The 25,903-nt window shown below is 35.9% G+C and carries 25 protein-coding genes; 5 read left to right on the top strand and 20 right to left on the bottom strand.

Features of this window, described 5'->3' with window-relative positions; all coding sequences use genetic code 11:
• Positions 1–285: 285 nt before the first annotated feature.
• The 9 genes from SB773_RS07870 to SB773_RS07830 all read right to left on the bottom strand — a co-directional run bounded on the left by SB773_RS07870 (position 286) and on the right by SB773_RS07830 (position 8,956).
• Positions 286–1,359: a sulfate/molybdate ABC transporter ATP-binding protein gene (locus SB773_RS07870; protein WP_410589343.1), complete on the bottom strand. Its 1,074-nt coding sequence runs from the start codon at positions 1,357–1,359 to the stop codon at positions 286–288.
• 12 nt (positions 1,360–1,371) lie between these two features.
• Positions 1,372–2,229: a sulfate ABC transporter permease subunit CysW gene (gene cysW, locus SB773_RS07865; protein WP_087995495.1), complete on the bottom strand. Its 858-nt coding sequence runs from the start codon at positions 2,227–2,229 to the stop codon at positions 1,372–1,374.
• An 11-nt stretch (positions 2,230–2,240) separates the two neighbouring features.
• Positions 2,241–3,068, bottom strand: a complete 828-nt coding sequence (gene cysT / locus SB773_RS07860; RefSeq protein WP_002168928.1) for a sulfate ABC transporter permease subunit CysT — start codon at positions 3,066–3,068, stop codon at positions 2,241–2,243.
• A 21-nt stretch (positions 3,069–3,089) separates the two neighbouring features.
• Complete coding sequence (locus SB773_RS07855) at positions 3,090–4,145, bottom strand: sulfate ABC transporter substrate-binding protein (RefSeq protein ID WP_410589340.1); 1,056 nt, start codon at positions 4,143–4,145, stop codon at positions 3,090–3,092.
• A 347-nt stretch (positions 4,146–4,492) separates the two neighbouring features.
• Complete coding sequence (locus SB773_RS07850; protein ID WP_410589338.1) at positions 4,493–4,744, bottom strand: hypothetical protein; 252 nt, start codon at positions 4,742–4,744, stop codon at positions 4,493–4,495.
• A 185-nt stretch (positions 4,745–4,929) separates the two neighbouring features.
• The gene (locus SB773_RS07845) at positions 4,930–6,462 is read right to left on the bottom strand and encodes a fatty acid--CoA ligase family protein (RefSeq protein ID WP_410589336.1); all 1,533 of its coding nucleotides are present in this window, start codon (positions 6,460–6,462) and stop codon (positions 4,930–4,932) included.
• 146 nt (positions 6,463–6,608) lie between these two features.
• Complete coding sequence (locus tag SB773_RS07840) at positions 6,609–7,052, bottom strand: hypothetical protein (protein WP_016101568.1); 444 nt, start codon at positions 7,050–7,052, stop codon at positions 6,609–6,611.
• Between the two features lie 170 nt (positions 7,053–7,222).
• Complete coding sequence (lplA, locus tag SB773_RS07835; RefSeq protein WP_002030357.1) at positions 7,223–8,212, bottom strand: lipoate--protein ligase; 990 nt, start codon at positions 8,210–8,212, stop codon at positions 7,223–7,225.
• Positions 8,213–8,221: 9 nt separating this feature from the next.
• Positions 8,222–8,956 carry an MBL fold metallo-hydrolase gene (locus SB773_RS07830; RefSeq protein ID WP_002125830.1) on the bottom strand — a complete coding sequence of 245 codons (735 nt, stop codon included), beginning with the start codon at positions 8,954–8,956 and terminating at the stop codon, positions 8,222–8,224.
• Positions 8,957–9,159: 203 nt separating this feature from the next.
• On the opposite strand from SB773_RS07830, the gene yhfH reads away from it, so the two are divergent.
• Positions 9,160–9,288, top strand: a complete 129-nt coding sequence (gene yhfH, locus SB773_RS07825) for a protein YhfH (RefSeq protein WP_000567010.1) — start codon at positions 9,160–9,162, stop codon at positions 9,286–9,288.
• A 39-nt stretch (positions 9,289–9,327) separates the two neighbouring features.
• On the opposite strand, the gene SB773_RS07820 is transcribed toward yhfH, so the two are convergent.
• Positions 9,328–10,341, bottom strand: a complete 1,014-nt coding sequence (locus SB773_RS07820) for a LacI family DNA-binding transcriptional regulator (protein ID WP_002087115.1) — start codon at positions 10,339–10,341, stop codon at positions 9,328–9,330.
• A gap of 194 nt (positions 10,342–10,535) precedes the next feature.
• Between SB773_RS07820 and SB773_RS07815 the strand changes: the two genes are divergently transcribed.
• Complete coding sequence (locus SB773_RS07815) at positions 10,536–11,477, top strand: helix-turn-helix transcriptional regulator (RefSeq protein ID WP_410589332.1); 942 nt, start codon at positions 10,536–10,538, stop codon at positions 11,475–11,477.
• A 92-nt stretch (positions 11,478–11,569) separates the two neighbouring features.
• The gene (locus SB773_RS07810; RefSeq protein WP_410589330.1) at positions 11,570–12,091 is read left to right on the top strand and encodes a DinB family protein; all 522 of its coding nucleotides are present in this window, start codon (positions 11,570–11,572) and stop codon (positions 12,089–12,091) included.
• Positions 12,092–12,305: 214 nt separating this feature from the next.
• Here the strand turns inward: SB773_RS07810 and yknW are convergent, their stop codons facing one another.
• From yknW to SB773_RS07795, 3 genes are read right to left on the bottom strand one after another with little or no spacing between them, the layout of a single operon-like run.
• Positions 12,306–12,983 carry a YknW family membrane protein gene (gene yknW, locus SB773_RS07805; protein WP_410589328.1) on the bottom strand — a complete coding sequence of 226 codons (678 nt, stop codon included), beginning with the start codon at positions 12,981–12,983 and terminating at the stop codon, positions 12,306–12,308.
• 24 nt (positions 12,984–13,007) lie between these two features.
• On the bottom strand, positions 13,008–13,310 hold the full coding sequence (locus SB773_RS07800) for a DUF2087 domain-containing protein (RefSeq protein ID WP_140152299.1): 303 nt from the start codon (positions 13,308–13,310) through the stop codon (positions 13,008–13,010).
• Positions 13,311–13,346: 36 nt separating this feature from the next.
• Positions 13,347–13,559: a hypothetical protein gene (locus tag SB773_RS07795; protein ID WP_410589326.1), complete on the bottom strand. Its 213-nt coding sequence runs from the start codon at positions 13,557–13,559 to the stop codon at positions 13,347–13,349.
• Positions 13,560–13,744: 185 nt separating this feature from the next.
• On the opposite strand from SB773_RS07795, the gene SB773_RS07790 reads away from it, so the two are divergent.
• Entirely contained in the window at positions 13,745–14,467 is a 723-nt protein-coding gene (locus tag SB773_RS07790; RefSeq protein ID WP_410589324.1) for a hypothetical protein, read from the top strand.
• 40 nt (positions 14,468–14,507) lie between these two features.
• Here the strand turns inward: SB773_RS07790 and SB773_RS07785 are convergent, their stop codons facing one another.
• The 4 genes from SB773_RS07785 to SB773_RS07770 form a co-directional block, all read right to left on the bottom strand.
• On the bottom strand, positions 14,508–16,985 hold the full coding sequence (locus SB773_RS07785; RefSeq protein WP_410589322.1) for a YhgE/Pip family protein: 2,478 nt from the start codon (positions 16,983–16,985) through the stop codon (positions 14,508–14,510).
• Between the two features lie 206 nt (positions 16,986–17,191).
• Positions 17,192–17,764, bottom strand: a complete 573-nt coding sequence (locus tag SB773_RS07780; RefSeq protein ID WP_000963368.1) for a TetR/AcrR family transcriptional regulator — start codon at positions 17,762–17,764, stop codon at positions 17,192–17,194.
• 214 nt (positions 17,765–17,978) lie between these two features.
• Positions 17,979–19,877 carry a M56 family metallopeptidase gene (locus tag SB773_RS07775; RefSeq protein WP_410589320.1) on the bottom strand — a complete coding sequence of 633 codons (1,899 nt, stop codon included), beginning with the start codon at positions 19,875–19,877 and terminating at the stop codon, positions 17,979–17,981.
• A 2-nt stretch (positions 19,878–19,879) separates the two neighbouring features.
• On the bottom strand, positions 19,880–20,281 hold the full coding sequence (locus SB773_RS07770) for a BlaI/MecI/CopY family transcriptional regulator (protein WP_088031246.1): 402 nt from the start codon (positions 20,279–20,281) through the stop codon (positions 19,880–19,882).
• 229 nt (positions 20,282–20,510) lie between these two features.
• On the opposite strand from SB773_RS07770, the gene SB773_RS07765 reads away from it, so the two are divergent.
• Entirely contained in the window at positions 20,511–21,365 is an 855-nt protein-coding gene (locus SB773_RS07765) for a hypothetical protein (protein ID WP_410589317.1), read from the top strand.
• 113 nt (positions 21,366–21,478) lie between these two features.
• On the opposite strand, the gene SB773_RS07760 is transcribed toward SB773_RS07765, so the two are convergent.
• The 3 genes from SB773_RS07760 to hemY all read right to left on the bottom strand — a co-directional run bounded on the left by SB773_RS07760 (position 21,479) and on the right by hemY (position 25,896).
• Entirely contained in the window at positions 21,479–21,778 is a 300-nt protein-coding gene (locus tag SB773_RS07760) for a hypothetical protein (protein ID WP_002087130.1), read from the bottom strand.
• Between the two features lie 112 nt (positions 21,779–21,890).
• Entirely contained in the window at positions 21,891–24,257 is a 2,367-nt protein-coding gene (locus SB773_RS07755; protein ID WP_410589315.1) for a DUF6359 domain-containing protein, read from the bottom strand.
• 217 nt (positions 24,258–24,474) lie between these two features.
• A complete protein-coding gene (gene hemY / locus SB773_RS07750) occupies positions 24,475–25,896 on the bottom strand; it encodes a protoporphyrinogen oxidase (RefSeq protein WP_131246058.1) in 1,422 nt (473 codons plus the stop codon).
• Positions 25,897–25,903: the final 7 nt, after the last annotated feature.

Genomic DNA, 25,903 nt, shown 5'->3' with positions numbered 1-25,903 from the left:
AGATTTACTTCTTCCATTTTATAATGTCGCGTTTAAAACGTTAGGGCAAACGAATTAAAGTATTCCCATACACGAATAACCATTAAACAAGGTGTACTATCTATCTTATTTACGATGAATAAATAATCGAAATACAAGAAATTAAACCCATTAAATCTCTTTCCTTCTTTACCTATTCCCCTTAATATACCAATCAGTAGCATCAATTTTTTTCTGAAAATCCTTATCCCAAAAACAAAAAAATGTAGCCCCTATACGTACTCATATAGGGACTGCACCTTATTATTAAATCACAAAATCCTCCGGAATAAACACCTTCACTTCTTTCGGATATACGTATACAAACTCACCCGTTTGAATGCCTAGCTGTCTGAACTGTTCTTTACTAATTTCTGCTTCTAAATATTCATCTGTTCCATCGCGTCTTAATTCTACATATACGACAGGTCCAACTGCATGAGAATATGTTACTTTCGCCGGGATGGCATCTATACTTTGTTTCGTACGAGAGATTGATAGATGATGTGGTCTTACGTACCCGACTCCTTCTACGTTTGAAACGTGCTTATGCTCTGGTGCTTCTAGCTCCACTGATCCTACATTTAGCTTACCTTTATGAACGCGGCCGTGAAATAAATTCACGTTTCCTAAAAAGTCATATACGAACGGACTTGCTGGTTTTTCATATACTTCTTCCGGCGTTCCTATTTGTTCAATGCGTCCTTCATTCATTACAACGATGCGGTCCGCAACGTCTAACGCTTCTTCTTGGTCATGCGTTACGAATACGCTCGTAATTTGAAATTCGTCATGTAGTTTCCGGAGCCATCTTCGCAATTCTTTCCGTACTTTCGCATCAAGTGCACCGAACGGTTCATCTAGCAATAAAATTTTCGGTTCGACTGCAAGCGCCCGGGCTAGTGCGATACGTTGGCGTTGTCCGCCAGATAATTGCGCTGGATAACGTTTTGCGAAACCATCCATTTTTACTAGTTTCAATAGTTCTGTTACTTTTTCTTTTATTACTTCAGCTGAAGGTCGTAAGTTTTTCTTTCTTACTTTTAAACCGAAAGCGACATTTTCAAATACATTCATATGTTTAAAAAGTGCATAGTGCTGGAAGACGAAACCGACTTGCCGGTTTTTCACGTGAATATCAGTTAAATCTTCTCCATCAAATGAAATGGAGCCTCCATCCGCTTCTTCTAGGCCTGCAATAATTCGTAATAACGTCGTTTTCCCAGAACCTGATGGGCCTAATAAGGCAACAAGTTCTCCTTTTGGAATATCCAAATGAATGTCTGTCAGCGCTTGAAATGTACCATATTGTTTTGATACATTTTGAATTTGAATACTCACCGCACTCACTCCTTATTGTCGTTTTTCCATTCTCCATTCAATCCAGTTTTTTATAACGAGCGTAAAAACTGCGATGAGTGACATTAAAGTCGCCACAGCGAACGCTGCTGAAAATTGATATTCATTGTACAAAATTTCAATATGAAGCGGCATTGTATTTGTCATGCCGCGCACGTGACCAGACACAACGGAAACTGCTCCGAATTCACCAATGGCCCGGGCGTTACATAAAATCATGCCGTATAAAAGGCCCCATTTTATATTTGGCAATGTGACGCGCCAAAACATTTTCCAGCCGCTTGCGCCAAGTGATAGAGCTGCTTCTTCTTCACTTTTCCCTTGCGCCTGCATAACTGGGATTAATTCACGCGCAACGAACGGAAACGTAACAAATATCGTCGCAATGATAATGCCAGGAACAGAGAAGATGAGCTTTATCCCGTGTTCCATTAACCATCCGCCAAGAGCAGCACGAGGTGTGAAAAGTAAAACGAATACTAATCCTGCGATAACTGGTGATACAGCAAACGGCAGTTCAATAAGAGATAATAATACTTGCTTTCCTTTAAACTGAAACTTCGTAATAAGCCAAGCTGCTGCTATTCCGAATATCGTATTCAGCGGTACAACAATTAATGCAACGAGAAGTGTTAACCTGATTGCCAAAAATGCTTCTTGATCTGTTACAGCGGCAATATATACATCAATTCCTCGTTCGAACGCTTTCATAAAAATTGTCACGAGCGGCAGTAATAGAAAGAGAGATAAAAATAAAATTGTTATCGTAATGAATAGAATTGGTACAAATTTAGATTCTTTTTTAACTGATACGCTTTTTACTATTTTCTTTTCTAATAATGTTGGTTCCATTTTCTCCCCTCCTATTCACTTTTCAGTTCATGCCTTCTGCTCCAAGTTTGAATCATATTAATAAATAGTAGGAAAAGGAGAGAAATAATAAGCATCACAGCCGCTACAGCTGTTGCGCCTGCATAATCATATTGTTCTAGTTTCGTCATAATCATAAGCGGTGCGATTTCTGTTTTCATCGGCATATTACCTGCAATGAACACGACAGATCCATATTCCCCTAACGCCCGAGCAAAGGCGAGTGAAAAACCAGCAAGTAGAGCCGGGAATATTTCTGGCAAAATAATTTTCACAAATATTTGAAAGCGTGATGCCCCTAAACTAGAAGCTGCTTCTTCTACTTCTTTATCAATACTTTGCAGCACTGGTTGCACCATTCGAACGACAAATGGTAAGCCAATAAACGTAAGCGCCACAATAATGCCGAGCTGGGTAAAAGCTACTTTTATATGAAACACACTAAATATTTTTCCAATAAAGCCATTTTCCGCATAAAGCGTCGTAAGTGTAATACCAGCTACAGCAGTCGGAAGAGCGAATGGTAAATCGATTAGTCCGTCTAATAACCGCTTCCCTGGAAATGTGTAGCGAACGAGTACCCAAGCAATTAATAAACCAAAAATGGCATTTACGATTGCCGCTGCAAGTGAAGTTGTGAAACTTACTTGATAGGAATGCAACACACGCTCACTCGTTATAACTTGTGCGAACTTCTTCCAGCCTAGCTGCGAAGTTTGAATAAATACGATAGAAAGTGGTATAAGTACGAATAAGCTCATATACAGCATTGTAAATCCAAGAGATAATCCAAACCCTGGTAAGACACGCTTCTTCCTCATATAACGTCACCTCATCCCCCCTTATTTTTTATACATTTGATCGAATACGCCGCCATCATTAAAATGCTTTTCTTGTGCTTTTTTCCATCCTCCAAATAGTTCATCAACTGTAAATAATTGAACTTTCGGAAATTGTGATGCGTACTTCTCTGCTACTTTTTCATTACGAGGGCGATAAAAGTTTTTCGCCGCAATTTCTTGCCCTTTTTCTGAATACAAATATTCAAGATATCCTTCTGCTACTTTTTTCGTTCCCTTTTTATCAACGACTTTGTCTACAACTGCTACTGGCGGCTCGGCAAGTATACTAATCGAAGGTGTTACAATTTCGAATTTATCTTTTCCAAGTTCTTTTTGTGATAATAACGCTTCATTTTCCCAAGCGATTAACACATCACCAATTCCTTTTTCAACGAAAGTCGTCGTTGCCCCGCGTGCTCCTGAATCTAGTACTTCCACGTTTTTATAAATTTGACCGACAAACTCTTTCGCTTTATCTTCACTATTGTTATATTTTTTCAGTGCATATCCCCACGCCCCTAAATAGTTCCACCGTGCTCCCCCAGATGTTTTCGGGTTTGGTGTAATGACAGACACACCTTTTTTCGTTAAATCATCCCAATCTTTAATTCCTTTCGGGTTTCCTTTTCTCACAAGAAATACAATCGTTGATGTATACGGAGTAGAATTATCCGCAAGTCGCTTCTGCCAATCTTCTGCTAGTTGTTTCTTCTTACTAATCGCGTCAATATCATAAGCGAGCGCTAGTGTTACAACGTCTGCTTCTAAGCCGTCAATAACGGAGCGTGCCTGACTTCCAGATCCCCCGTGTGATTGCTTTACATTTACTGTTTGACCATGCTTCTCTTTCCAATACTTCGCAAAGTCTTTATTGAAATCTTGATATAACTCACGCGTTGGATCATATGAAACATTTAAAAGTTCGACTGTCTTCTTATCTGCACTTCCTTCAGAATTGTTAGTGGATGTTGCCGAACCACACCCTGACAAAAGGACAAATGCTGATAATACAACACCTGTACTTTTCATTAATGCTGTCTTACTCCACTGTTTCATATATAAAGCCCCCTTAGTTTGTACAATAGAAAAAGGCACACAATCTATTCACAAAAGTGAACGTTGTGCGCCTTCAGTTTCTCTGATGAGCTTCTATTGTATTCTGTTTGATTTCTTTCCATTTTAATTCCGTAATTCACATGTGTCAACTTGGAATTTAATTTTATCGCTTCAGGGGCTTATACAAATATCCCTAACCATTCCCTTTCACCATCAACAACAAATATATGAATACATCTTTTTTAATCATTATCAATATGACATTTCCTTTTATATTCATTTATCCATCATAACTATCATATTGATAATGATTATCAATTGAACAAAAAAATAAAAGCCCCTCTTTTTTATTTTCTACATAAATACGCTTTCCGGTCATTTTTAAAAAATAAATAATGAGCCGTATGCACTTTTCTCTCTAAATAGTCCAACGAATACGTACTCGATGGATCTACTAAATCCCCAATCGCCCCTGAAAGGTGATCAATTACCTTTTGCAATGTTTCTAAGTTCTTCTTTTCACTCTCCATATTCATTTCATCCATAATGTCACAAATAAGATATTGCACTTTCCGTAAGCGTAATTCCTTCTGCTCCACGTATATCTCCTCCTTATTATTCATATTATGGTTCAAATATATGGGCTTATAGCTTAACCAATTCTAAAAAATAAAGTGAAACTTTAATCAGTAGGGATTTTGTCCATCCACACGAATCGAGCTTTTACAGGACAAAAAGATATCCATCTCTAAACATGTAGTCATAGAGATGAATATCTTTATTTTTATACTTGCAATGCCTTCTCTCTCAAAGCTCTTCGCAGTAACTTACCAGTTGTATTCTTCGGCAATTCTGTTAAAAACTCAATGCTCATTGGCACTTTATATTTCGCTAAATGTAGCGTGCAGTAATGCATCAGTTCTTCTTCTGTTACGTTCGTTTGCTTCAAAACGACGAAAGCACGCACTGCTTCTCCTAAGTTTTCATCAGGAACACCGATTACGACAACTTCTGCTACCGAATCATGAGTATATAATACTTCCTCTACTTCACGAGGATATACATTATAACCGCCCACTAGGACGATATCTTTTTTACGATCAACGATATAGAAGTAACCTTCTTCATCCATTTTCGCTAAGTCACCTGTATATAGCCAACCATCTTTTAGTGTTGCTGCTGTATCTTCTGGTGCATTATAGTAACCCTTCATAACGTTAGGACCGCGAACAATTAATTCACCGACTGCACCGACAGGTACTTCTTCCCCAAGTTCATTCACAATTTTATTTTCCACGTGCCAAATATTTGTTCCAATTGATCCTGGTTTACGAGGACGATCTAACGGATTGAAACAAGTAACTGGTGATGCTTCTGATAAACCGTATCCTTCTGAAACGATTACACCAAAACGTTTTTCAAAGTTTTGCAGAAGAGCAACAGGCATTGACGCACCACCTGAAATACAAAGGCGAAGCGTCTTCACATCTTCTGCGCTCGCTTCTTCGAATAAATATAAATAATTGTACATTGTCGGTACACCAGCAAAAATCGTTGGTTCGTACGTGCGACAAATACGGAATACTTCTTTCGGACTAAATTTCGGTAACATTAAAATAGTCGCCCCGTTCACAATCGGCGCATTGACCGCCACTGTTAAGCAAAATACATGGAACATCGGCAGTGCCGCAACGACGCGATCGTCCGCAGTATATTGTAAATACGATGCCACATCGCTAGCATTACTATATAAATTTTTATGTGTTAACATAGCGCCTTTTGGCTTTCCAGTTGTACCTGAAGTGTATAAAATAACAGCTACATCTTCTTCATCTAGTTCAGGACCTTCGTAAGTTACATCTCCAGTTCCTATACAACTAGTAAACGTTTTCATTTTTTCAGTTTCTGTATGAGTAAAATCTGATGAGGTTTCGCATATGATGATATTTTCAAGTGAAGGAAGTCTTGTTGTAAGAGATTGTATAACAGGTAGAAGGACGTCGAGTACAATGATTGTTTTTACATCTCCATTTTGTAATATGTAATGTATTTCGTCTGCTGTATAAATTGGATTAATCGGAATGACAGTTGCTCCGGCTTTCATCGTTCCGTATAAACCTACTAAAAAATGTGGTGAATTGCCTACAGCTAATGCGACATTGTCCCCTTTTCCAACGCCCATTTTTGCTAAATTACTAGAAAACCTAGTGACCACTTTGTTTAATTGGTCATAAGAGACCGACTGATCCATAAATATGTACGCCGGTTTATCCCCCTTCTTTTTTGCCGTTTCAGCCAAAGATTGAACGAGATTCACACAAACCCCACCTTTATAAAATTTAGAATATTTAAAAATTCTAAATTAATTATATTAAAAGAAAATTAAAGTAGCAAGTGATATTCCATTAACTGCATATACAACGATCACCTCCTGTTGACTCTCTTTGGAAGGATACGGAAATTTCATTCGTTAGCAAATGATGAACCAAAGGCTAAAATCATTTCAAGATAATATGCACTCATCTTTTCACTAAGTTTTTCTAGTTCCTCTTTATTCAAGCTCGTATGCTCCCCATACAAGTTGATTGCATCCGCTCCGTTTTCATGAAAAAACAATGTTACATATAATGTCAGTAACCCGGTATTGGCCTCATCTATTGACAAAACAAGATCTGGCGTTTTATTCATCGTACTAAAAGCTTCATTTCTTTTCCATTTCTTATTTTGAAACATAGTTTGTATATCATCTATCTTTCGTTTGTTATCCGTATGCGTAAAATATATGACATTATCCCTCCCTGGCTTTCCAATAGATAAAAGTGTGCGACTTGAGGACGTTTCATCGTTACAGGCTGTCATTCCGATGACGAAGCTGAGCAGTAATACAACGTACATTATCCTTTTCATTTCAATTCGCCTCCTTTTGAATATATATATTCCTTTATGAGGGGCAAATGTCCTGTGATTTTATGGTGAATGAAATTATATAAGCGATTTTTAAAATATATCGACTTACCGATAAAACGTGACAATCTACGCAAAAAAGAGGCTGCCCGTTACGGCAGCCTCCCTTATTTTTAGAAGAATAAATGCAAGAAATCTTCTGTTGTAATATTACCGAAATAGCGTACGATATCTACGCCTTCTAAAGCTACAGTGAATGCATCTTTATCAAATTGTACACCTGTTAGACGCTCTTCAATGTCATGCACATCTAGTGAGCCGAAGAAGTCACCGTAAATTTTACATTCTGTTACTGTCCCTTTTTTCACTTCAAGACGAACGTCAACTTGTCCAACTGGGAAGCGGTGTGAATGTTGTAAGTTGAACTTCGGAGATTTTCCGTAGTTCCAATCCCAATTTTGGTAGCGCTCTTCAGAAAGTTTATGGATTTCTTTCCAATCATTTTCTGTTAATTCATACGTTGGAATTTCTGTTTCTCCTTCGAAAATTGTTTCTAGAAGAAGTTGTCTAAACTCTTCTGTCGTCATTTTTTCGTTTAAGAACTCTGTAATATTCGCAACGCGGCTACGGATTGATTTAATTCCTTTTGATTGAATTTTATCCATTTTCACTTTTAGTGCTGATACAACGTGATCGATTTCAGAGTCAAATAGTAACGTACCGTGACTAAACATACGACCTTTCGTTGAGAACTGCGCGTTACCTGAAATTTTTCTACCTTCAGCTAAAATATCGTTACGACCACTTAGTTCTGCATTTACGCCTAATTTACCAAGCGCTTTCGTTACAGGCTCTGTGAACTTTTTGAAGTTGCTGAAACTATCTCCATCATCTTTCGTAATAAAGCTGAAGTTTAAGTTTCCTAAATCATGATATACTGCGCCTCCGCCTGATAGACGACGAACGACATGAATACCTTGTTCTTTTACGTAATCTGCATTAATTTCTTCTACTGTGTTTTGGTTTTTACCGATGATAATGGAAGGTTTGTTAATGTAGAACAGTAAATATGTTTCGTTAATATCTAAATTCTTCACACAATATTCTTCAATTGCTAAGTTTATTCTAGGATCTGTAATCCCTTTATTATCAATAAATAACATCGTATCACCTCATGAATTCCATACGTAGCCACTATGCGCTAGCGTAATATGGCCACTGAAAATTTGTTTTGCTTCTGTTACTAAATCAGATGGGTTTCCTGTATGCGGTAAGTGCGTTAATAAAAGTTCTTTTACATTCGCATCTTTCGCAATACTTGCCACTTCTGTACTATTCATATGCCCTGCTTTTGCAGCCTCTTGATGTGCATACATATTACACTCACAAATGAAAAGATCAGCATCTTTTGTGAATGGAATAAATTCAGGAATATAACTGGAATCTGCGCTATATACTACAGCGTCACTACCAGCTGTAATGCGCATCGCAAAACATGTAACAGGATGAACAGTTTTTAAGAATGAAATCGAAAACGGTCCAATTTGAAGTGTTTCTTCTGGATTGTAGGCGATTCCTTTCGTATGCGGTTCATGCGTTAAAGAACGGAATCCATTCTCGTCAAACGTATGACCGTATATTGGTAATTCCGGTAGTTGTCCTTTTGTCGCACTCGTAATTAATCTCGCATATTGCAATACCCCAATGTCTGCAACGTGATCGTGATGATAGTGCGACAGTACAACTGCATCTATATGAGATGGTGTTATATATTTTTGAAGCTGTGCTAGTACACCACTACCACAGTCTACAAGTAAACGAAAACCATCGTGTTCAAACAAATACCCCGACGTTGCTTCTCCCGCTTCTGGAAAGCCGCCCCAAAAGCCGACAACAGTCATCTTCATATGTATCCATCCTTTCTAAAACCGCGTAGGAATGCCGTTTTTCTCCGTACTTGAGAAAGTTTTTTACTTACATCCTACATTGTTAACTATAATCCATTTCCTAAACTTTTTCATTAATTTTCACTTTTGTTATAAAACAGTTGTTGACTTTTGTTTTTTGTACTAATACAATGATAGTAAGAAATGAAAATGGAGGGATTGACATGATCGATCAACCAATGGAGTTTTTCCGAAATTTACCGACGAAAACTTGTGCTCATTGCGGGAAGGAAATTGATGAGCAGCACGAAGCATACCATAACAAATGTGACGATTGCGTTCACGAAGAATAGTAGTTTGTAAACATAAAAAAACCTAGCAGACATAGTCTACTAGGCTAATAACATCGTATCCTTCATCGTTGAACCTTTCACCAAGAGCTCCAGTTCAAACTCATACAATTCTTTTTGTCGATAATTTTTCGTATGGATTTTATCCATCATTAAGTCGACAACTTTTCGGGCCATCTCGTCGATTGGTTGTTCAATTGTCGTAATACCTGGCTCTGTAATCTGCGCTAAAATTTGATTATCAAAACCGATCACAGCGAGATCTTCTGGAATACTCCAACCATGGCGTTTCGCCTCTGAGATAATTCCAGCTGCAACCTCGTCGCCTCCTGCCAAAATCGCGGTAGGATTTTTTTTGTCCTTTAATACTTCATTGAATATTCGTTTTCCATCATCCCAAGAGAAAGCGTTTTCAAGAAAATCGATCGCTTCCACTTCTCTACTCTTTTCAGTAATAGCGCGTAAAAAGCCCATTTTTCGCTGTTGGCTCACTACTTTCGTTTCGTTGCCACGGCAAAAAATCAGATTACGATATCCCTGTTCTAATACATGATTGGCAGCTATGTATGCACCCTGTGCATGATCGAACTTCACTGTTGGAACATTTGCTTCCTCAATATATTCATTACATAACACGATTGGACCGTGTTGCAAGTATGGCTCCACATTCTCCCATGGATTTTCTAGTGAACATAGAATAATCCCATCTACTTGTTTCGTAGATAATAATTGTAAATACTCCATCTCTTTTTCCGGTAAATATCTTGTTTGACAAATAATCAGTTTATATTTATGTTCAGAAGCAGCAATCTCGATTGCTTCAATAAATCTACTAAAAAAAGGATTTGTAATCCTTGGAACAAGCACCGCAATTGTTTCTGTTTTTTGTTTACGAAGCCTTCTCGCCGCAGAATTAGGAACGAAGCCTAAATGCTTCATTGCTAATTGAACCCTTTTCTTCTTCTCATCTGAAACATATGGATGATTATTGATCACCCTAGAAACCGTTGTCCTTGATAACCCCGCTAATTTCGCCACGTCCTCGATAGTCGACACGAAATTTCCCCCTTTGCATGAAAACGTTTTCTTATCCTGATTATATAGTATATTATTGGAAACTGCAATATAGGTTCTTATGATTTTACTATATTAATATTATACATAGGGAAAAGTCTGTTAATGGCAGGGAATTACACACTACTTTTAGAATTTCACAATAAGAATATTTATAAAATAAAGGATGATATTTCATGAATCGGACGGATCGTTTATTAGCTATATTGATTGAATTGCAAAGAAAGCAAACCGTTACAGCACAAAGCTTAGCTGAAAAATTCGAGACAAGTATACGCACTATTTATCGAGATATGGATGCACTTAGTGAATCTGGTGTCCCGCTTTTCGCAATGCCTGGCCACGGTTATTCATTAATGGATGGTTATTTCTTACCACCCATTCAACTTACGTCTGAAGAGGCTGTTACTCTTTTATTAGGCGGTGATTATATTGAGAAAACTTTCAATTCTTCTTTTTCTGTACATGCGCGATCAGCAAAAGAGAAACTTGAGGTAGTCCTCCCTACTGATCAACAACAGAAAGCCCGAGAGTTACGAGGAACTTTTCGTTTTCTTTCTCCTATATTTTCACAAAAACAACCTGAACAAGAAAAACTTGAAAACCAACTTCTCCTGTTGCAAGAATCTATTCAAAAAGAACAAGCTATCTCTTTTTCTTATCGTAAACCAAGAGAAACTACAAAAATAAAGCGTACCGTTCACCCTTACGGTTTAGTCAATATTTCAGGAATTTGGTACATCGTTGCTCATTGTTTACTTCGAAGACAAATACGTAATTTCCGTTTAGATCGTATGGATGAATTGCAACAAGAACAAGAGTTTTTTACAAAACCTAAAGACTTTTCTTTACAAGACTATCAACCTGAAAACAATCGAACTGTTACAATTCATTTATTGTTCTCATCTCATATTGCACATAAAGTTATTGAGTCACGATACTTTTTTATAGATTCATACGAGCATAAAGACAATGGCTTTCACGTCTTTTTGAAATCAAGAAGCATAGACGAAGTATTTCAATGGGTATTAAGCTGGGGGAGCCAAGTGCAAGTACTAGAGCCCAAAATTCTTTCTGAGAAAATCCGTGATGAAGCAAAAAAAATGTTAAAACTTTAATTTTTTCATTTCACTACTGACATAATGTTGTCAGTAGCCCTCCTTTATAGTAAGTATCAACAAATACATTTTCATAAAAAGGAGCTAACGATATGAACAGTACTACCACTTTAGAGAAATTTGAAAGTTTAGCAACATATTACTTAGAGGAATTAGAAAAGTACTCTCTTGAACAATTTAGGACAAAACCTTCTGCTGAAGAATGGTCTCTCGGTCAAATGTATAACCATCTGCTAGCTGCTACATATATGCAATTAGATGCAATCGAGAAATGTAAAACTGAAACACCATCTGTAGCTAACAAAAAAACGGATATGGGTGAAAAAGTATATATACTGGGAGGTTTCCCCGACATACAAATAAAGGTACCTAATCACCCTGGATACACACCTGAAAATCCAACTAACAAAGAAGAAATACAAGAGCGTTTTCTGAAATTAATTACAATCGTGAAAAACGCTGAGCCAACGCTAACTTCTATTCCTAATGATTGTAAAGTACAGCACCCTGGACTTGGTTACTTAAATGCGGCAGAATGGTTCCTGCTCATTTCTATGCATTTTGCACATCATCTTCGTCAGAAAGAAAGATTGGATAAAAAAGTTTTAGTTTAAAGAATTATAAAAGGAGTATTCTCTCAGTCCAACTTCTAACTAGGTGATCTCCTTTTCTGAACAATATCATGGCAAATAAAATTATATTAACGATTTTTCGAATATATCTATCGTAACTTCAAATATATCAACGATTCAACAAGGGATATCGATTTACCAACAAACTTCGACATAAAAAAACTGTTCCAAAAGATTGTTTTGGAACAGCTTTTTTTTATGGTTTAGATATTTCCTGCATAAACCCAGCCATGCTCGCTAATAAACTAGTGAAAACGAAAAGTACAATAATAAGAGGGATAAGTTTGTCTTTATTTAAATTCGTTATCGTTTTTAAACCTATTCCTAATAAAACGTAATACCAAATGTTAAATATATCTATTCTTTGAGCGATTGTATGCAAGATCATATTATCTGTCGCTATTGCACCTAAACCTGTATAAGATATCTCATACCCACTTAGAGAAAATGCAATTAATCCGTTTAAAATCATCCCTATCCTTAATACAAACGAAGCATAAATGATTATCGGGAATGTTTCTTTATAGTTAATATCCACTCCAAAGAAAATCATAATGTTCTTATAGAATATAGGTGCAAAAAGTATAGCTACGATTCCACTGACTGCTGAAAATCCAAATGTAGTAAAGAAAGTTATGTATTTCGGAACAGTAAATCCCGTTTTATCATGAAACATACTGAGTGCAGGATTATTTAAAGAATTCCAAGACATTAAGGCACTTGAAATTATAATAAGCACAATTAAAAAGGCTAGTGGAAAGAATATATTTCTTTGATTTTTCATCCTTTTGAATTGTAATGTTGGCGAAGTGAATATCCCAAAAATCGATGGTTTTCCAGAAATCTCTTCATGCATAAGACTACTAGCTTGCAAGAAAATCCCCCTTCCTCATTACATTTATAACTCTTCCCACTTCCTCCATACTTCTCTCTCATTTATACGGTACACATTATCCTCCCGATCCATAAATCCGTGCACAATAAACTCTCTTCTAATCGTACAAAAATCATCATGATATTGTTTTATGAATGCATTAATTTCTTTTTCTGTATATTGATTTTCAGCGTTTAACTTGCTAATTAAATGCTCTAACAATACTAGTTTTTTCTTCTTTTGACCTGGAATCGATTTTAAACGGTCCTCTTTATCAAAAAAGTTATGAATGGTCGTATCCCTGAATTTCATTTCACTTTCGGTCATTTTGTTGTCCTCCATCGGTTTTTATATAATAAAACTTTATTGTTTGTCCTTACCATTTTTCTTCATGCTTTCACTTACAACATCCATAAGGTAATACCCGCTAATTAGCACATAGTAAACTAAAAGTATTCCTAGTGCATCTTTCATATTTATATATTTTTCTTTATGAAACAAGATAGGTGAAAGGGCGTAAACAAGAAAGATGATTAGCGGATTTAAGATAACATAATAAGTAAGATTTCCTTTCATCGTATCAACTCCTCTATTCTATGTTTCTCTGCAAATTGTTGTAATTCCTTTTCACTTTTACTCCTCTCATCCACACTTTTTTAATTTATTTATCACCCTTATATTTGCAACTTATTATTCAAATTAACAATTACATATGGCAAATTATGTTATAATTCATTTATACATACTTTGGAGGGTACATAGTGAAAAAAGCTATTATAGTATTAAGCATCCTATATCTTATTTTAACCGTACATACGGGAGCTGTTCTTTTAGGAAAAGAAGATTATAGAGGTGCTATCAATACATTAAAAGAAACGAAGGAAGTCTCTTCATTTCAATCTGCAAAAGACGGTGTGATTTTATTAAAAGGAACATTAACTACTACACAACCTATTACAGAGGAAAAACTTCAAAATAAAGAATTTGCACTTCTTGAAATTAATACATATAAACGACGAAAGGCAAATTGGAAAAACATTGATACCGAGCAGCATATTGCAAAGCAGCTCTTACTAAACAATGAGGCTCTTCCTGCATTAAAAGAAATCCGCTTCTCAATGGAACCAATTACACTGTCAGGAAAAGATATTTCCACCGAAGACTACACACTAAAAAAAGATGATACTCAATTAACAATTAAAGGTAAAGGATACCGATACACAGGAATAGAAAACAAATCAGACACTCTTATTTTTGGTATAAAAAAAGGAGATACACTTGAAGGTTATAGTGGCTCTGAAATTCTAATAGGAAAAACAAAAGAGGACATTTCCAGCAACATGAAACTATATACTTTTGCTGAAAGATATGGTCCATTTGTTTGGATTGTAGCAACAATTATTCTTATAAGTATTGTTATATACTTGTTCCGTAAAAATAGAAAAACAAATGAACTTTCTCAACCAATAAAACAAGACCAATAAAAAAAGGCACCATTTCGGCGCCTTTTTTTATTGGTCTTATTTAAGCTTCAACCGATTGATTCTCAGCAATATTTTTAAACTGTCGTTTGTGCATCCAAGTTAATGAAGCAATTGTTCCAAGTGATAATACAACGATAAAGATCATTAATATCCCTATATTTTGCCACATGAAATTAAAATCACCGCTTGATACGACTGCTTTAAATCCTGATACAGAGTATGTCATCGGTAGCCAAGCATTAAATGGTTGTAAAAACTTCGGAATTAATTCTAACGGGAATGTTCCAGCACTTGTTGTAAGCTGAATAATTAATGTGATGATTGCGATGAAACGCCCTGCATCACCGAATGCTGTTACTAAACATTGAATTAATGAAATAAACGCTAAGCTCGTAACAATACTAAAGAGTATAAAGTATGGAATACTTTGTACTTCTACACCTAACCAGAATAGTAATATGACATCTGCTACTATTGCTTGAATAATACCGACTGATAGTAAAACACCAAACTTACTAATAAACCAGCTGAATCCTGATTTCGGAACGCCGACTGTATCGCGTAATGGGTATACGATAGATAATAGTAATGCCCCAACGAATAAACCGAGTGATAAGAAATACGGTGTGAATCCTGTTCCGTAGTTTGGAACTTCCGCCATTTTCTCCGTCTTCACTTTTACTGGGCTTGCAAACATATCATATGTTTTATCCGTTCCTTTTACTTCTCCTGTTTTTTCTGCCCCTTCACCAAGTTTCTCAGCAAGTGTACTTGATCCATCATTTACCTTTATGAGTCCATCTGTCACTTTTCCGGATCCGTCTGCTAGTTTATTTACTCCGTCGATTAGCTGGGTTGAGCCAGTAGACATTTTATTTAGACCACCATTTAAAGTACCTATGCCTGTTGTTACTTGACTTGAGCCATCTGCTAATTGCTTTATTCCGCCTGTCATTTGGCTTGCTCCTACAGATAATGTCCCTAAACCGCCTGTTACTTGGCTTGAGCCATCTGCTAATTGGGTTACTCCATCAATTAATTGACCTGACCCGTTATTTAATTTATCTACACCCACTTTGGCATTACTTAACCCTTCACCAAATCCATGAAATTTACTTACAAATTCGTTTTGCGCATTTAGTAATTTTTCAATACCACCCGTTAAAGATTGCAATTTCGCTGTATTCGGTAATTTGTTTTGCACATCACTTGTTGTTTGAGTTATTTTACCTTTTAATTGTTTTACTTCTTCATTTAATTTATTTGTTCCACCTGCTACTCCAATGGCTTTCTGTTGCACTATCGCTGTACTTTTTACTGCATTTGTTATAAATGGTTGTAACTGCTCTTGATATTCTTTTGGTAAACTCTCGATTTGCTTTTGCAAATTAGCTACATCTTGCGCTGCATTTTTCGCATCTCCTGCTGTTGATTGAGTAAATTCATTTAACTGATTTACGTTTTCTTCAGCTCCGTTCATTTTCTCATTTACAGTATTTAATATAGAAGGAACTTTCGCCTGCATTTCCTCTAAACCTGCAACAGAAGTTTTCACTTTACTGTTTAAATCTTGCAAACCCTTTTCGATTTTTTGAGAACCTTCTTCTAATTGACTTTGTCCTCCAACAAGCTTTTCCATACCATTTGCTAATTCATTCGTTCCTGTTTTTAATTCACCTGATTTATTTGCTAATGTATTTAAACCTGCCGTTACTTTCTGAGACCCATCTTGTAAATTCCCTATACCATTCTGTATTTCACCTGTTTTGCTATTTAATGTATTTAAACCATCTGTTACTTTTCCGGACCCATCTTGTAATTTATTAGATCCATCTGCTAATTTCTGAACTCCATCTTTCATCTCTCCAGATTTCCCTTGAAGTGTATGGAGTCCATCCGTCACTTTACTTGATCCATCATGCAACTCACTAGCTCCGTCATGTAACTTATTTGCTCCGTCCGCTCCATCTGCTAACCCTTTTGAGACGTCTTTAATGGAATCAAACATTTTCTCTGCATATGTTTTCGTTAACGTACTTGATACTTCACCTTTAATCTTTTCAATTGCTGTTCCGCCAATTTGTGAAGATAAGAAGTTTAAACTTTCATTTGGAATGTATTCTAAGTTTAATGGTTTCGGATCGTCTTTTAATAACGTTGTAGCGTTACTTGAGAAGTCATCTGGAATACGTACTAACATGTAATACTTTCTGCCTTCCATTCCTTTTTTCGCTTCTTTTTCACTTACAAACTCCCATTTAAAACTATTATTATCTTTTAAATTATCAACGAGCCCTTTCCCGACTTCAATCGGTTTCCCATCAAATACTGCACCTTTATCTAAATTGACTACCGCAACTGGCAAGTCATCTAGCTGTTCATACGGATCCCAAAAGGCCCATAAAAACATACCAGCATATAAAATTGGTACAAATAAAACCGCAATGATTGGGATTAATATTTTTTTACTTTTTATAATCTCTGCAAATTCTTTACTAAGCAACTTATGCCATTTCATAATTTATCCCCCTTTTCAAAAATGACCAAAATATCAATTTAGTCATTTTCACCCAAATAAAAAGGCTATATCTGTTCATACATATGCCTTATCCCCGAATTTATACTATGCACATTTTCATCTACATGATTATATTTAACCATCCTCCTTATACGATTGACCAATTTGTTCAATTAGTCATTTTTTATAATATTAAAAGGATTATCTTAATTTGACAATCCTTTTAGTAAATAAAGTTCGAATAATTCCGATATTTTTTCTTTTTCTAACGGTTCATGATTTTTTTCCCAATCAAAAATAAGCGATACGTATAGGCGAAGCATAATAAACGCTGTAATTTCTGGATCACATTTGCTAATTTCACCCTTTTCAATCGCAATTTCTAAATACGATTGAATAACAGAAACGATTTCCACATCTACTTGTTGCATCACTTCTTGTACTTCTTTCGTTCCCATATCGCGCTCTTCTTGAATTAATTTAATCATGAGCTGATGTTCTTTTCTAAATTCTAATATGCTATATAATGCTCTATGTACATTTTCAAAAAATGAAATATCTGAACGAATTGCATTTTCTGCAACTTGCTTCATTTCTGTAATTAAATTAGAAATAATTTCACCAAATAGCTCTTCTTTATTTTTGAAAAAAGTATAAATTGTTCCTTTTCCTACATTCGCTAACTTCGCTACTTGATCCATCGTTGTTGCTTTATAACCGAACGCTGAAAAAGACTTTGTTGCAGCTTCAATAATAGAACGTTTTCGATCTATCGCCACATCGTCACCTCCAAAAATGACCAATTGGATAATATAGTCAATCAGTACATCTTTGATATTACCACACGCTTACATTCTAGACAAGTTCTCTTTTTTATTATTTCCAGTATTAAAAAATTCCAGTCAAGTTATGTCATACTGTCCATAGTTTATCAGAAGAAAAGAGAAAAGGAAAAGGTGTTCTTAAGATATGCATCTCAAGAACACCTTTTTATTATTTCAACATAGAAAGCATAATTTTCTCTAACTCTTCCTTATTTACATTTTTATCAAATACTGCTTCTCCTTGACGCTCTAAACTATGATTAATAATAACAACTTGGTATGCACTATTTTTCCCTTTTGCAGGAACAATCATCTTCATACCTTGTAAATTACTATCCGAGTTATGAGTAGCATAAAATATTTGATTACCTTCTAATTCGTACTGTTCTATATTTTCAGGCAAGATAAATTGGTGGCTAAATGTGTCTTTACTTTCCCCAAAAACTTGTGATTGAGAAATTGCATAATTTCCTTTTCCGTTTGTATATTCTAAATCAATAATTAATTCAGGTCTTCTCTTAATAAAATAACTTACATTTTCATCCTTCAGATTGTATCCTTCAATTGTGTACGTCGGCTTCTTAATTTGAAAATCAACATGTTCCTGCGCTTCCTTTACCGTATAATTTAAAGATTCATGCACTTTGTCATCAAATGGTTTTGATTGATCATAAAGTGCATATAATTTGTCACGATCAGCTTTTGATAAACGCTCTTCTCTAAAAAATACTGACTCGTAGTCAGAATCTCTCGGAGCACCTTTTTTCTGTATATTAATAATTTCTTTAGATAATTTTATGTACTGCTGGAACTCATCTTTTGTTAAAGCTTTTTCAGCTAAATATAAGTAATCTGTCTTTTGTTCATACACTCTTGCTGAATAATGATATTCTTTTTTCGCATTTTCTTCTGTACCATACAGCATATCTACAGCATTTTGGAAAGCATCCTTTGACTCCTCTACCTGATCCTTTTGTTTTTCTTTCCCTTCCGTTGCACGTGCGCTGAATAAAGAAAGGGATGCAATAGCAACTATGACAATAACTCCAAGTAAAGACAGACGATACGATTTTTTTTGGAATTTTTTAATCATAACGATTCTCCTTTTCAGTGTTCGTTTATTTCTACTTAAATTTGCTAGGCTTGGTGCTTGATAGGAATAATGTTCTAAAAGCGTAATAATTGTATGACCGTATGCAATTTGCTCCTCTTTATCTATAAAAGTAAGCGCATATGCATCACAGGCTAATTCTTGATCTTCTCGCATACAGAAATAGGCGTACCAAAGAATCGGATTGAACCAATTTAATAGGAGTAAACTATACATAATCCAATTTACTGCTACGTCGTTTCTTTTAATATGAGCTAACTCATGGTAAAAGACATATTGTAATTGTTGCTCATTTAATACTTTCATATGTTTTTTTGATAGTAATACTTTCGGGCGAAAGAAACTAAAAACTGTTGGACTCGCAATTTTTCCTGCTAGACGTAATGAAACTGCCTTCTTCATTTCCATAGACTGCTTACAGCGATTAAACACTGTAACGACCTGTGCATCCGTAATATCTGGTTGTTTCTTTATGTAAGAATATAAACGTCTATTTGTAATAAACGTGATGACCGCTAATACGATTACCCCAGCTAGCCAAACATATAGAGCAAGTTTGTATAAAGAAAATGTAGTCTGTTGTTCCGCACTCGCGTTTACTTCAGGTTCACCATTTTTTGTCACAGTTTCAGAATTTGATTCCAATTCCACTGTATGATTGGTTTCTATGTTCACTATACTCTCAGTAGACGGCATATTTTTTGGAATAACTTCCGATACACTAGAACTATAGGAAAGTAATGAATAAATACTATAAGAGCTATCTGGTGACCACGGTAAAAGAAGTCGTATCATTAGTACGATCCACAGCATATATTGCCACCGGGGTGTTAATTTATTTCTAAATAGTACTTTTATACATAAAATAAATCCAACTAATATGCTAGCCATAAGTGACGTTTCTATAAGCCAATCAAAAAAATGAGGAAGGTATACATTTATAAGCGTGTCTATCATTGTTATCTATCCTTCCTCTTGTTCTCCTCTGTCTTCTCATCTAAAATGCGTTTCAGTTCATTAATATCTTCTGAAGACAATTTTTCCTCTTTTAAAAAATTAACAAGTAATGGCTTAAACGCTGCGCCGCAAAAACGCTGTAGCAAAGATTTTGTTTCAACTTGCAAATAATTATCTTGTGATACTAACGGATAATAAGCATACATACGCCCTTTATCTTGATGATAAGAAACGGCTTCCTTTTGTACTAACCGATTAATTAATGTACGGATTGTTTTCGGTTTCCAGTCCATTTCATCTTCTAGTACTTCTATAATTTCATTCGCTGTTTGTGGAGAGTTAGACCAAAGTACTTTCATAATTTCTAATTCCGCTTCAGATATTTTAGGTAATTGATTTGTCATAGTATATTTCACTCCTTAGTATTACATTTGTAATCTACAATTAAGATTACAAATGTAATACTAAATTGTCAACCATATTTTAGAAAATATAATTTCCGTTAAACCTTACTTAACGACAACAAATTTCCCTTTTTTCAAATAATCAAATAAAAAAACAAGAAAATCTTTACATTTAATAGTAATATAGAAAATAGACAAGTTTATCAAAATAGTGGAGGCTTTTTCAGTCATGATGCGTGCGCTTCGTTTAAATATAAAGCAAGCTTTTTGTAGTCGTATTTCTTTAATTATTATGTTTAGTGGATTCGTTCTTATTTGTATTTATCACTATTACTATGTAATTCGTTATTTAGGAGACGCAGCGAGTGGACCTATTTCAACAGATATAAAATGGATCGGATTTCGCGACAATGAAATGGATGTTTATTTATTATTAATGCCAGTTATTGCGAGTTTCCCCTTTAGTACAAGTTACAATTCGGATAAGTCAGATGGTTTTAAACCGTTTGTGAGTAAGGGGATTTCTTTATTTCCTTATTCATTAATGAAATATATCGTTACGTTTTTTTGCGGAGGATTTCTTTATACATTTCCATTCATCTTATCGTTATTATTTTGCAAATTAACCATTCCAGACGGAACACCTACGATTGGTTCAGGCATCATAAATGCTGATGGAATGTTCGCAAGCCTATATTTCGATGCGCCTCTCACTTACATTACTGTATATATCGGAATTAATTTTTTATTTGCAGGTTTAATGGCTCTTTTAGGACTTGCTGCATCTGTATGGTCACAAAAGGACTATATGGCAATTCTCTTTCCATTTGCAGTTGCCTCCATTCCTTACGTCCTGCTAAATACAATATTTCCTTCAATAGGCGGAGCACCTATTCATTTATATGATCCGAAACAACCATTGCAAGGCATGTCACCGTACATTTTAACGATGCAATGTGCTTTCTTCCTTCTCGTTAGCTTATTTATGTATATACAAGGAGTAAAGCGGGATAGAAAAAAATATAGAAGAAGACTGCAAAAAAGAGATCGGTGTAGAAAAGCGTTTCAAGTAATTTCGGACTAAATAATTGAACGAATAAGAGCGTAATTCCCTAAGTTAGCTTAGAGAATTACGCTCTTATTATCATTTACATTTATCAATCTTATATTTTCAATACTCATATAATCCTCTCCCCTTTACGGCGTACCAGCCAATCCCCATAAAATAACGATCGCCGCAAAATAAATTGCTTTAATAGCTACCACTAAACATAATGCAATAATTGCGTATTTACTTAATTCTCTTCTTGCACCGATTAAAGTAAAAATAACCGCCAAACTAAACGTTATATAGGAAGTTGCGGTATTTATTAAGTAATACATACTATCTAGATTCTGTGTAAGCCCTGTTATATCGGCTACAAACTGAAGCATGACGATCATGCTAAAAAAAATTGCAAGCTGATTCATCAATTTCCCGTTTATTCGGGCTACCATATGTCTACACCTCCCTGTATTGAAGAATGAATATTCAATCTATTTTATCATAAAAATCCCTAATAATGTAAAAGAACGCTTAGTATATTTCTAAGCGTTCTTTCTCGACTATTTAAGAAGCTTTCTTCAAATCAATTTGAACAAGTACTGGATCGTGGTCACTTACACGTCCATGTTCTTTCATAATGTTTGAGTTTAAGTGTACAGGGTCTACAATTGTGTGCGGTGCGATGTTATTCGTTACTAAAATATGATCTAGCACTTGTGCGTTACCTTCATGAATGTACGTGTAGCGGTTCTCTTTCGGTACTGTGTTTAACATATCTTTTAATATCGTTCCCTCTAGTGCTTCTAAAGGTTTAGAGAATTCAAAGTCATTCATATCACCTAATACAACAACTGGTGCATTTGTATTCTTTTCTTGAATACCTTGTACGAAATGATTCACTTCTTGTGCTAATTGAACTCGTTTTTCTTCACTCTTTAATACGAGCGGCTGCACTTTTCCAAATGGCGTTGCATCTCCTAGTTTTGAGTTTAAGTGATTTGAAATGACAACAACGTTTTGTCCTTGGAATGTAAATTCTGCAGCTAACGGTTTACGTGTACTTTCAAATAAAGGATTTTCGTCTCCAATACGAACTACATTTTTATCTAGTAACTTCGGTACTGTCGCTAATTTCACACGAGATGGGTTATAGAAGAAACCGACGCGAATATTCGCTCCAGGTGCCCCGCCGTCTTGATTGTTGTTCGGCGCAATTTCTACATACTCATACTTCGGTCCACGAATTTCTAATACAGCATCAATGATACGTTTTGCGCTTAAAGATGCATCAGTCGTACCGTCATTGATTGCTCCATTATTATCTTGCATCTCTTGTACACCGATAATATCAGGCATTTTTAAATTATATTTAATAGAATAGGCTAACGCTTTCACTTTTTCATCTGTTGTTTCTTTTTTGTTCGCTGAGAAGTTTTCAATGTTATATGTAGCAACTGTTAACTTATCAAGACGCGGCTGAATATTTGCCCCTACTTGCTTAAATCCGCCGTCCACTACAGATGGTAATTCCGTTACTGGCGAAATGCGGAACGAACCGTAGTCATATCCTACTACGCCTGTTATATCTCCAGTGAACGTATCGCCTACTTTCGCGACATAATCACGAGGTACTTTTACAGAAAGGCGCTCTGGATTTAATTGCTCTTTATCTAATAAAGGTGTACCATACTTCGTTACTACTTTATCTCCGCCATTTTTTACTGTTACATATAAATTACCGTTTTTCTGCGGAGCGATAATTTTTGGTGTTGGCATCGTAACGCGCATACCTTCTACACTTTCATAAAAGTCGATTGCATCTTCATTTGGATCAAATAGACCGAATGCATCATTATCGATAATTTGATCAGGGATTTTTACACCGTTTTCTCCTAATACAATCGGCGCTGGTAAAGGTTGATCTTTTGCGATTACAGCAACGCGACTCGCCTTAATTTCCGTCGTCGTTAAGTCTGTTTCAAATCGCTCTGCATATCCAGGCCCAACATATTCTTCTACTTCTCCATCAACTTGGACAAGATCTCCTACTGCTACATTCGCATCTTTTTTGTATACGTAAATACCTTCAGAAGTAGCTGGATCATTATCCGGCTGATTATCTTCTACATAAAAACCATTTTTATCAAGCGCTGTGACAACGCCTTCCACATTGTTTACTTTCTTCCCATTGTAAGGAGAAATATGTGATTTCCCTTGAATATCATGAATACGAACTGGTTCATTTGTTACGATTATAAATGAAAATGTCGAAACTGCTGAAGAAGTAAGCCCTTCTTTTTCAGCGATTGCTTTCACTACACTATTTTCATTCACTACAATTTGTCCGTTATAACGAACATTTTTGTTTGTAGGATTAGAGCCATCTAACGTATAGTAGATTGTTGCTCCTTCTGTATTCGTTGTTAATGTTACTGCTGTTCCTTTTGCAACTTCCCCACCATTTGGTGATGCCACTACATCGCTAACGCGGTTTTGTTCTTCTCCTTGAAACTTATGAGCTGTTACTGATTTTAAACCTGGGCTACCGAAATATAACTCAAGCGTCCCTGTCAACCTAACTTTCTTCCCGATATTTTCAGGATGGTCTTTCACATTTACTGCCAATCTCACATCGCCTTTTGGCAATTGAACAGGCATGATTTTGTCTGGATTCGTTTCGTTTGGCGAATCGGCAATTGCCACGTTTGTGTCGTCAAACTTAGCCGGATCTTTCGTGTATTTAGAAGGACTTTGCGTATACCCAACGATATATCCTTCCACTATCCCCTTCGTTTTCCCTTGCTGCTTAAATACTTGAATTGCTTTTTCTACTGACATAGAAGTAGTTTCTTCCGCCTGCGCTAAAGTTCCAGTAAATGAAAGCAATAACATCAATGATAAAAAGACACTTAATAATTTCTTCACAGCCATTTCCCTCTCCCTATTTCATATTTTCTCAACATTTCTATCATATCAAATGATTCGTTATATAGAACTATATTTCGACAAGTTTTACACAAAATTTATTTAATTTACAAGTTTTCAAACTATAATACAAAATAACTTATATAGGTTTATTGACTAAAGGTATTTTATCCAATAAACAAAACGCCTTCAATATAATTGAAGGCGTTTTGTTTGAAATATTTTAATGTGCGACTAATTTAGTCTCCATTACTTTCTCTAAATGAAATAACACACGTTTCGCCGCTAACTCACCTTGCTCAATACAAGCCGGAAGACCAGAACCAGCGTAAGAACTACCTGCCAAATACACACCTGGCAATTCTTCCTCCATAAATGTTGTGAGCTTTTTCATTCGCTCTTTATGGCCTACTGTATATTGAGGCATCGCTTCTTTCCAGCGGCTTACAATTGTAAACTCTGGATCCTCTGTAATATCCATTGTCTTTTGTAAGTCTTCGAGTACGAGCTGCACAATTTCTTCGTCAGTTTGTTCGACAATCGCTTCATCACCTGGGCGTCCGACGTAACAGCGAAGAAGCGTTTTTCCTTCTGGCGTTGTATGTGGCCATTTTTTGTGTGTCCACGTACACGCTGTAATTGTATAATCACTATTTCTTGATACGACAAATCCGGTACCATCAATATCACGCTGAATTGCAGACTTTGGGAAAGCAAGTGCCACGTTTGCAACTGATGTAGACGGAATGTTACGGAAGAAACGAAACTGCTTATACTGCGCAAACATAGATGGCAATACTTTATGCGGCGTCGCAACTACAATCGCGTCTGCTTCCATTTCTTTTCCGTTACTAAGCGTAATCGTATAACTATCACCAAGTTTTGCAACCTTTTCGATACGAGTTCCCTTCATTACCATATCATTAGGAATCTTCGTTTCAAGAGATTCTACTATAGATTCTAAACCGGTTTTCACAGTTTTAAATATTCCTTTTTTCAATTCAGCCTTCTCTTGCTTTGGAGCGAGCGTACGCATACCGAGTGAAATACTACGGTGCTCCTGTTCAATTTGATAAATTTGAGGGAATGTTGACATTAAACTCATTTCATCAATATCCCCTGCATAAATACCAGATAATAATGGCTCAATTAAATTTTCAACGACTTCATTTCCAAGGCGATGCCTGAAAAACTGCCCGAGTGATTGATCAGAAACTGGTTTTGATCTAGGCATTAATAAGTCAAAACCAGCTCTTAGTTTACCAATTGGGGAGAACAATCCGGAAAATAGAAACGGCGTAATTTGCGTTGGAATTCCCATCATTGAACCGCTCGGCATTTTATGTAACCGATTGTTTACGAGAACGAACGATTGACCGGCCTTATTATTTACAAGTTCAGCATCAAGTCCTAATTCTTTCACTAATTTAGCTGCGCTCTCTTTTCTTGCTAAGAAAGAATCAGGGCCACGTTCAATTGTAAATCCATCTTTTTGAACGGTTTGAATTTTCCCGCCAAGTTTACCCGATGCTTCTATAAGCAATGTATCAATCGGCAAGTTTTTTTCGCGAATTTCTTTTTGTAAGTAATACGCTGACGTTAAACCTGTAATGCCACCGCCGATGATCACAACTTTTTTCCTCAAAATAGTT

Source organism: Bacillus sp. SIMBA_074 (genome assembly GCF_046534555.1).
GTDB classification, from domain to species: domain Bacteria; phylum Bacillota; class Bacilli; order Bacillales; family Bacillaceae_G; genus Bacillus_A; species Bacillus_A mycoides.
The sequence above is the reverse complement of the archived record's forward strand: the minus strand, read 5'-3'. Positions and strand labels throughout refer to the sequence as shown.

Bases quoted from the DNA above. Each gene is read 5' to 3' on its own strand.
- SB773_RS07810 (WP_410589330.1), top strand. From the start codon at position 11,570: ATGAACAGTACTACCACTTTAGAGAAATTTGAAAGTTTAGCAACATAT.
- SB773_RS07775 (WP_410589320.1), bottom strand. From the start codon at position 19,877: ATGATAGACACGCTTATAAATGTATACCTTCCTCATTTTTTTGATTGG.
- SB773_RS07815 (WP_410589332.1), top strand. From the start codon at position 10,536: ATGAATCGGACGGATCGTTTATTAGCTATATTGATTGAATTGCAAAGA.
- SB773_RS07830 (WP_002125830.1), bottom strand. From the start codon at position 8,956: ATGAAGATGACTGTTGTCGGCTTTTGGGGCGGCTTTCCAGAAGCGGGA.
- cysW (WP_087995495.1), bottom strand. From the start codon at position 2,229: ATGGAACCAACATTATTAGAAAAGAAAATAGTAAAAAGCGTATCAGTT.
- lplA (WP_002030357.1), bottom strand. From the start codon at position 8,212: ATGTTATTTATTGATAATAAAGGGATTACAGATCCTAGAATAAACTTA.
- SB773_RS07855 (WP_410589340.1), bottom strand. From the start codon at position 4,145: ATGAAACAGTGGAGTAAGACAGCATTAATGAAAAGTACAGGTGTTGTA.
- SB773_RS07760 (WP_002087130.1), bottom strand. From the start codon at position 21,778: ATGGTAGCCCGAATAAACGGGAAATTGATGAATCAGCTTGCAATTTTT.
- SB773_RS07840 (WP_016101568.1), bottom strand. From the start codon at position 7,052: ATGAAAAGGATAATGTACGTTGTATTACTGCTCAGCTTCGTCATCGGA.
- cysT (WP_002168928.1), bottom strand. From the start codon at position 3,068: ATGAGGAAGAAGCGTGTCTTACCAGGGTTTGGATTATCTCTTGGATTT.
- SB773_RS07765 (WP_410589317.1), top strand. From the start codon at position 20,511: ATGATGCGTGCGCTTCGTTTAAATATAAAGCAAGCTTTTTGTAGTCGT.
- SB773_RS07755 (WP_410589315.1), bottom strand. From the start codon at position 24,257: ATGGCTGTGAAGAAATTATTAAGTGTCTTTTTATCATTGATGTTATTG.
- SB773_RS07770 (WP_088031246.1), bottom strand. From the start codon at position 20,281: ATGACAAATCAATTACCTAAAATATCTGAAGCGGAATTAGAAATTATG.
- SB773_RS07800 (WP_140152299.1), bottom strand. From the start codon at position 13,310: ATGACCGAAAGTGAAATGAAATTCAGGGATACGACCATTCATAACTTT.
- SB773_RS07795 (WP_410589326.1), bottom strand. From the start codon at position 13,559: ATGAAAGGAAATCTTACTTATTATGTTATCTTAAATCCGCTAATCATC.
- yhfH (WP_000567010.1), top strand. From the start codon at position 9,160: ATGATCGATCAACCAATGGAGTTTTTCCGAAATTTACCGACGAAAACT.
- SB773_RS07785 (WP_410589322.1), bottom strand. From the start codon at position 16,985: ATGAAATGGCATAAGTTGCTTAGTAAAGAATTTGCAGAGATTATAAAA.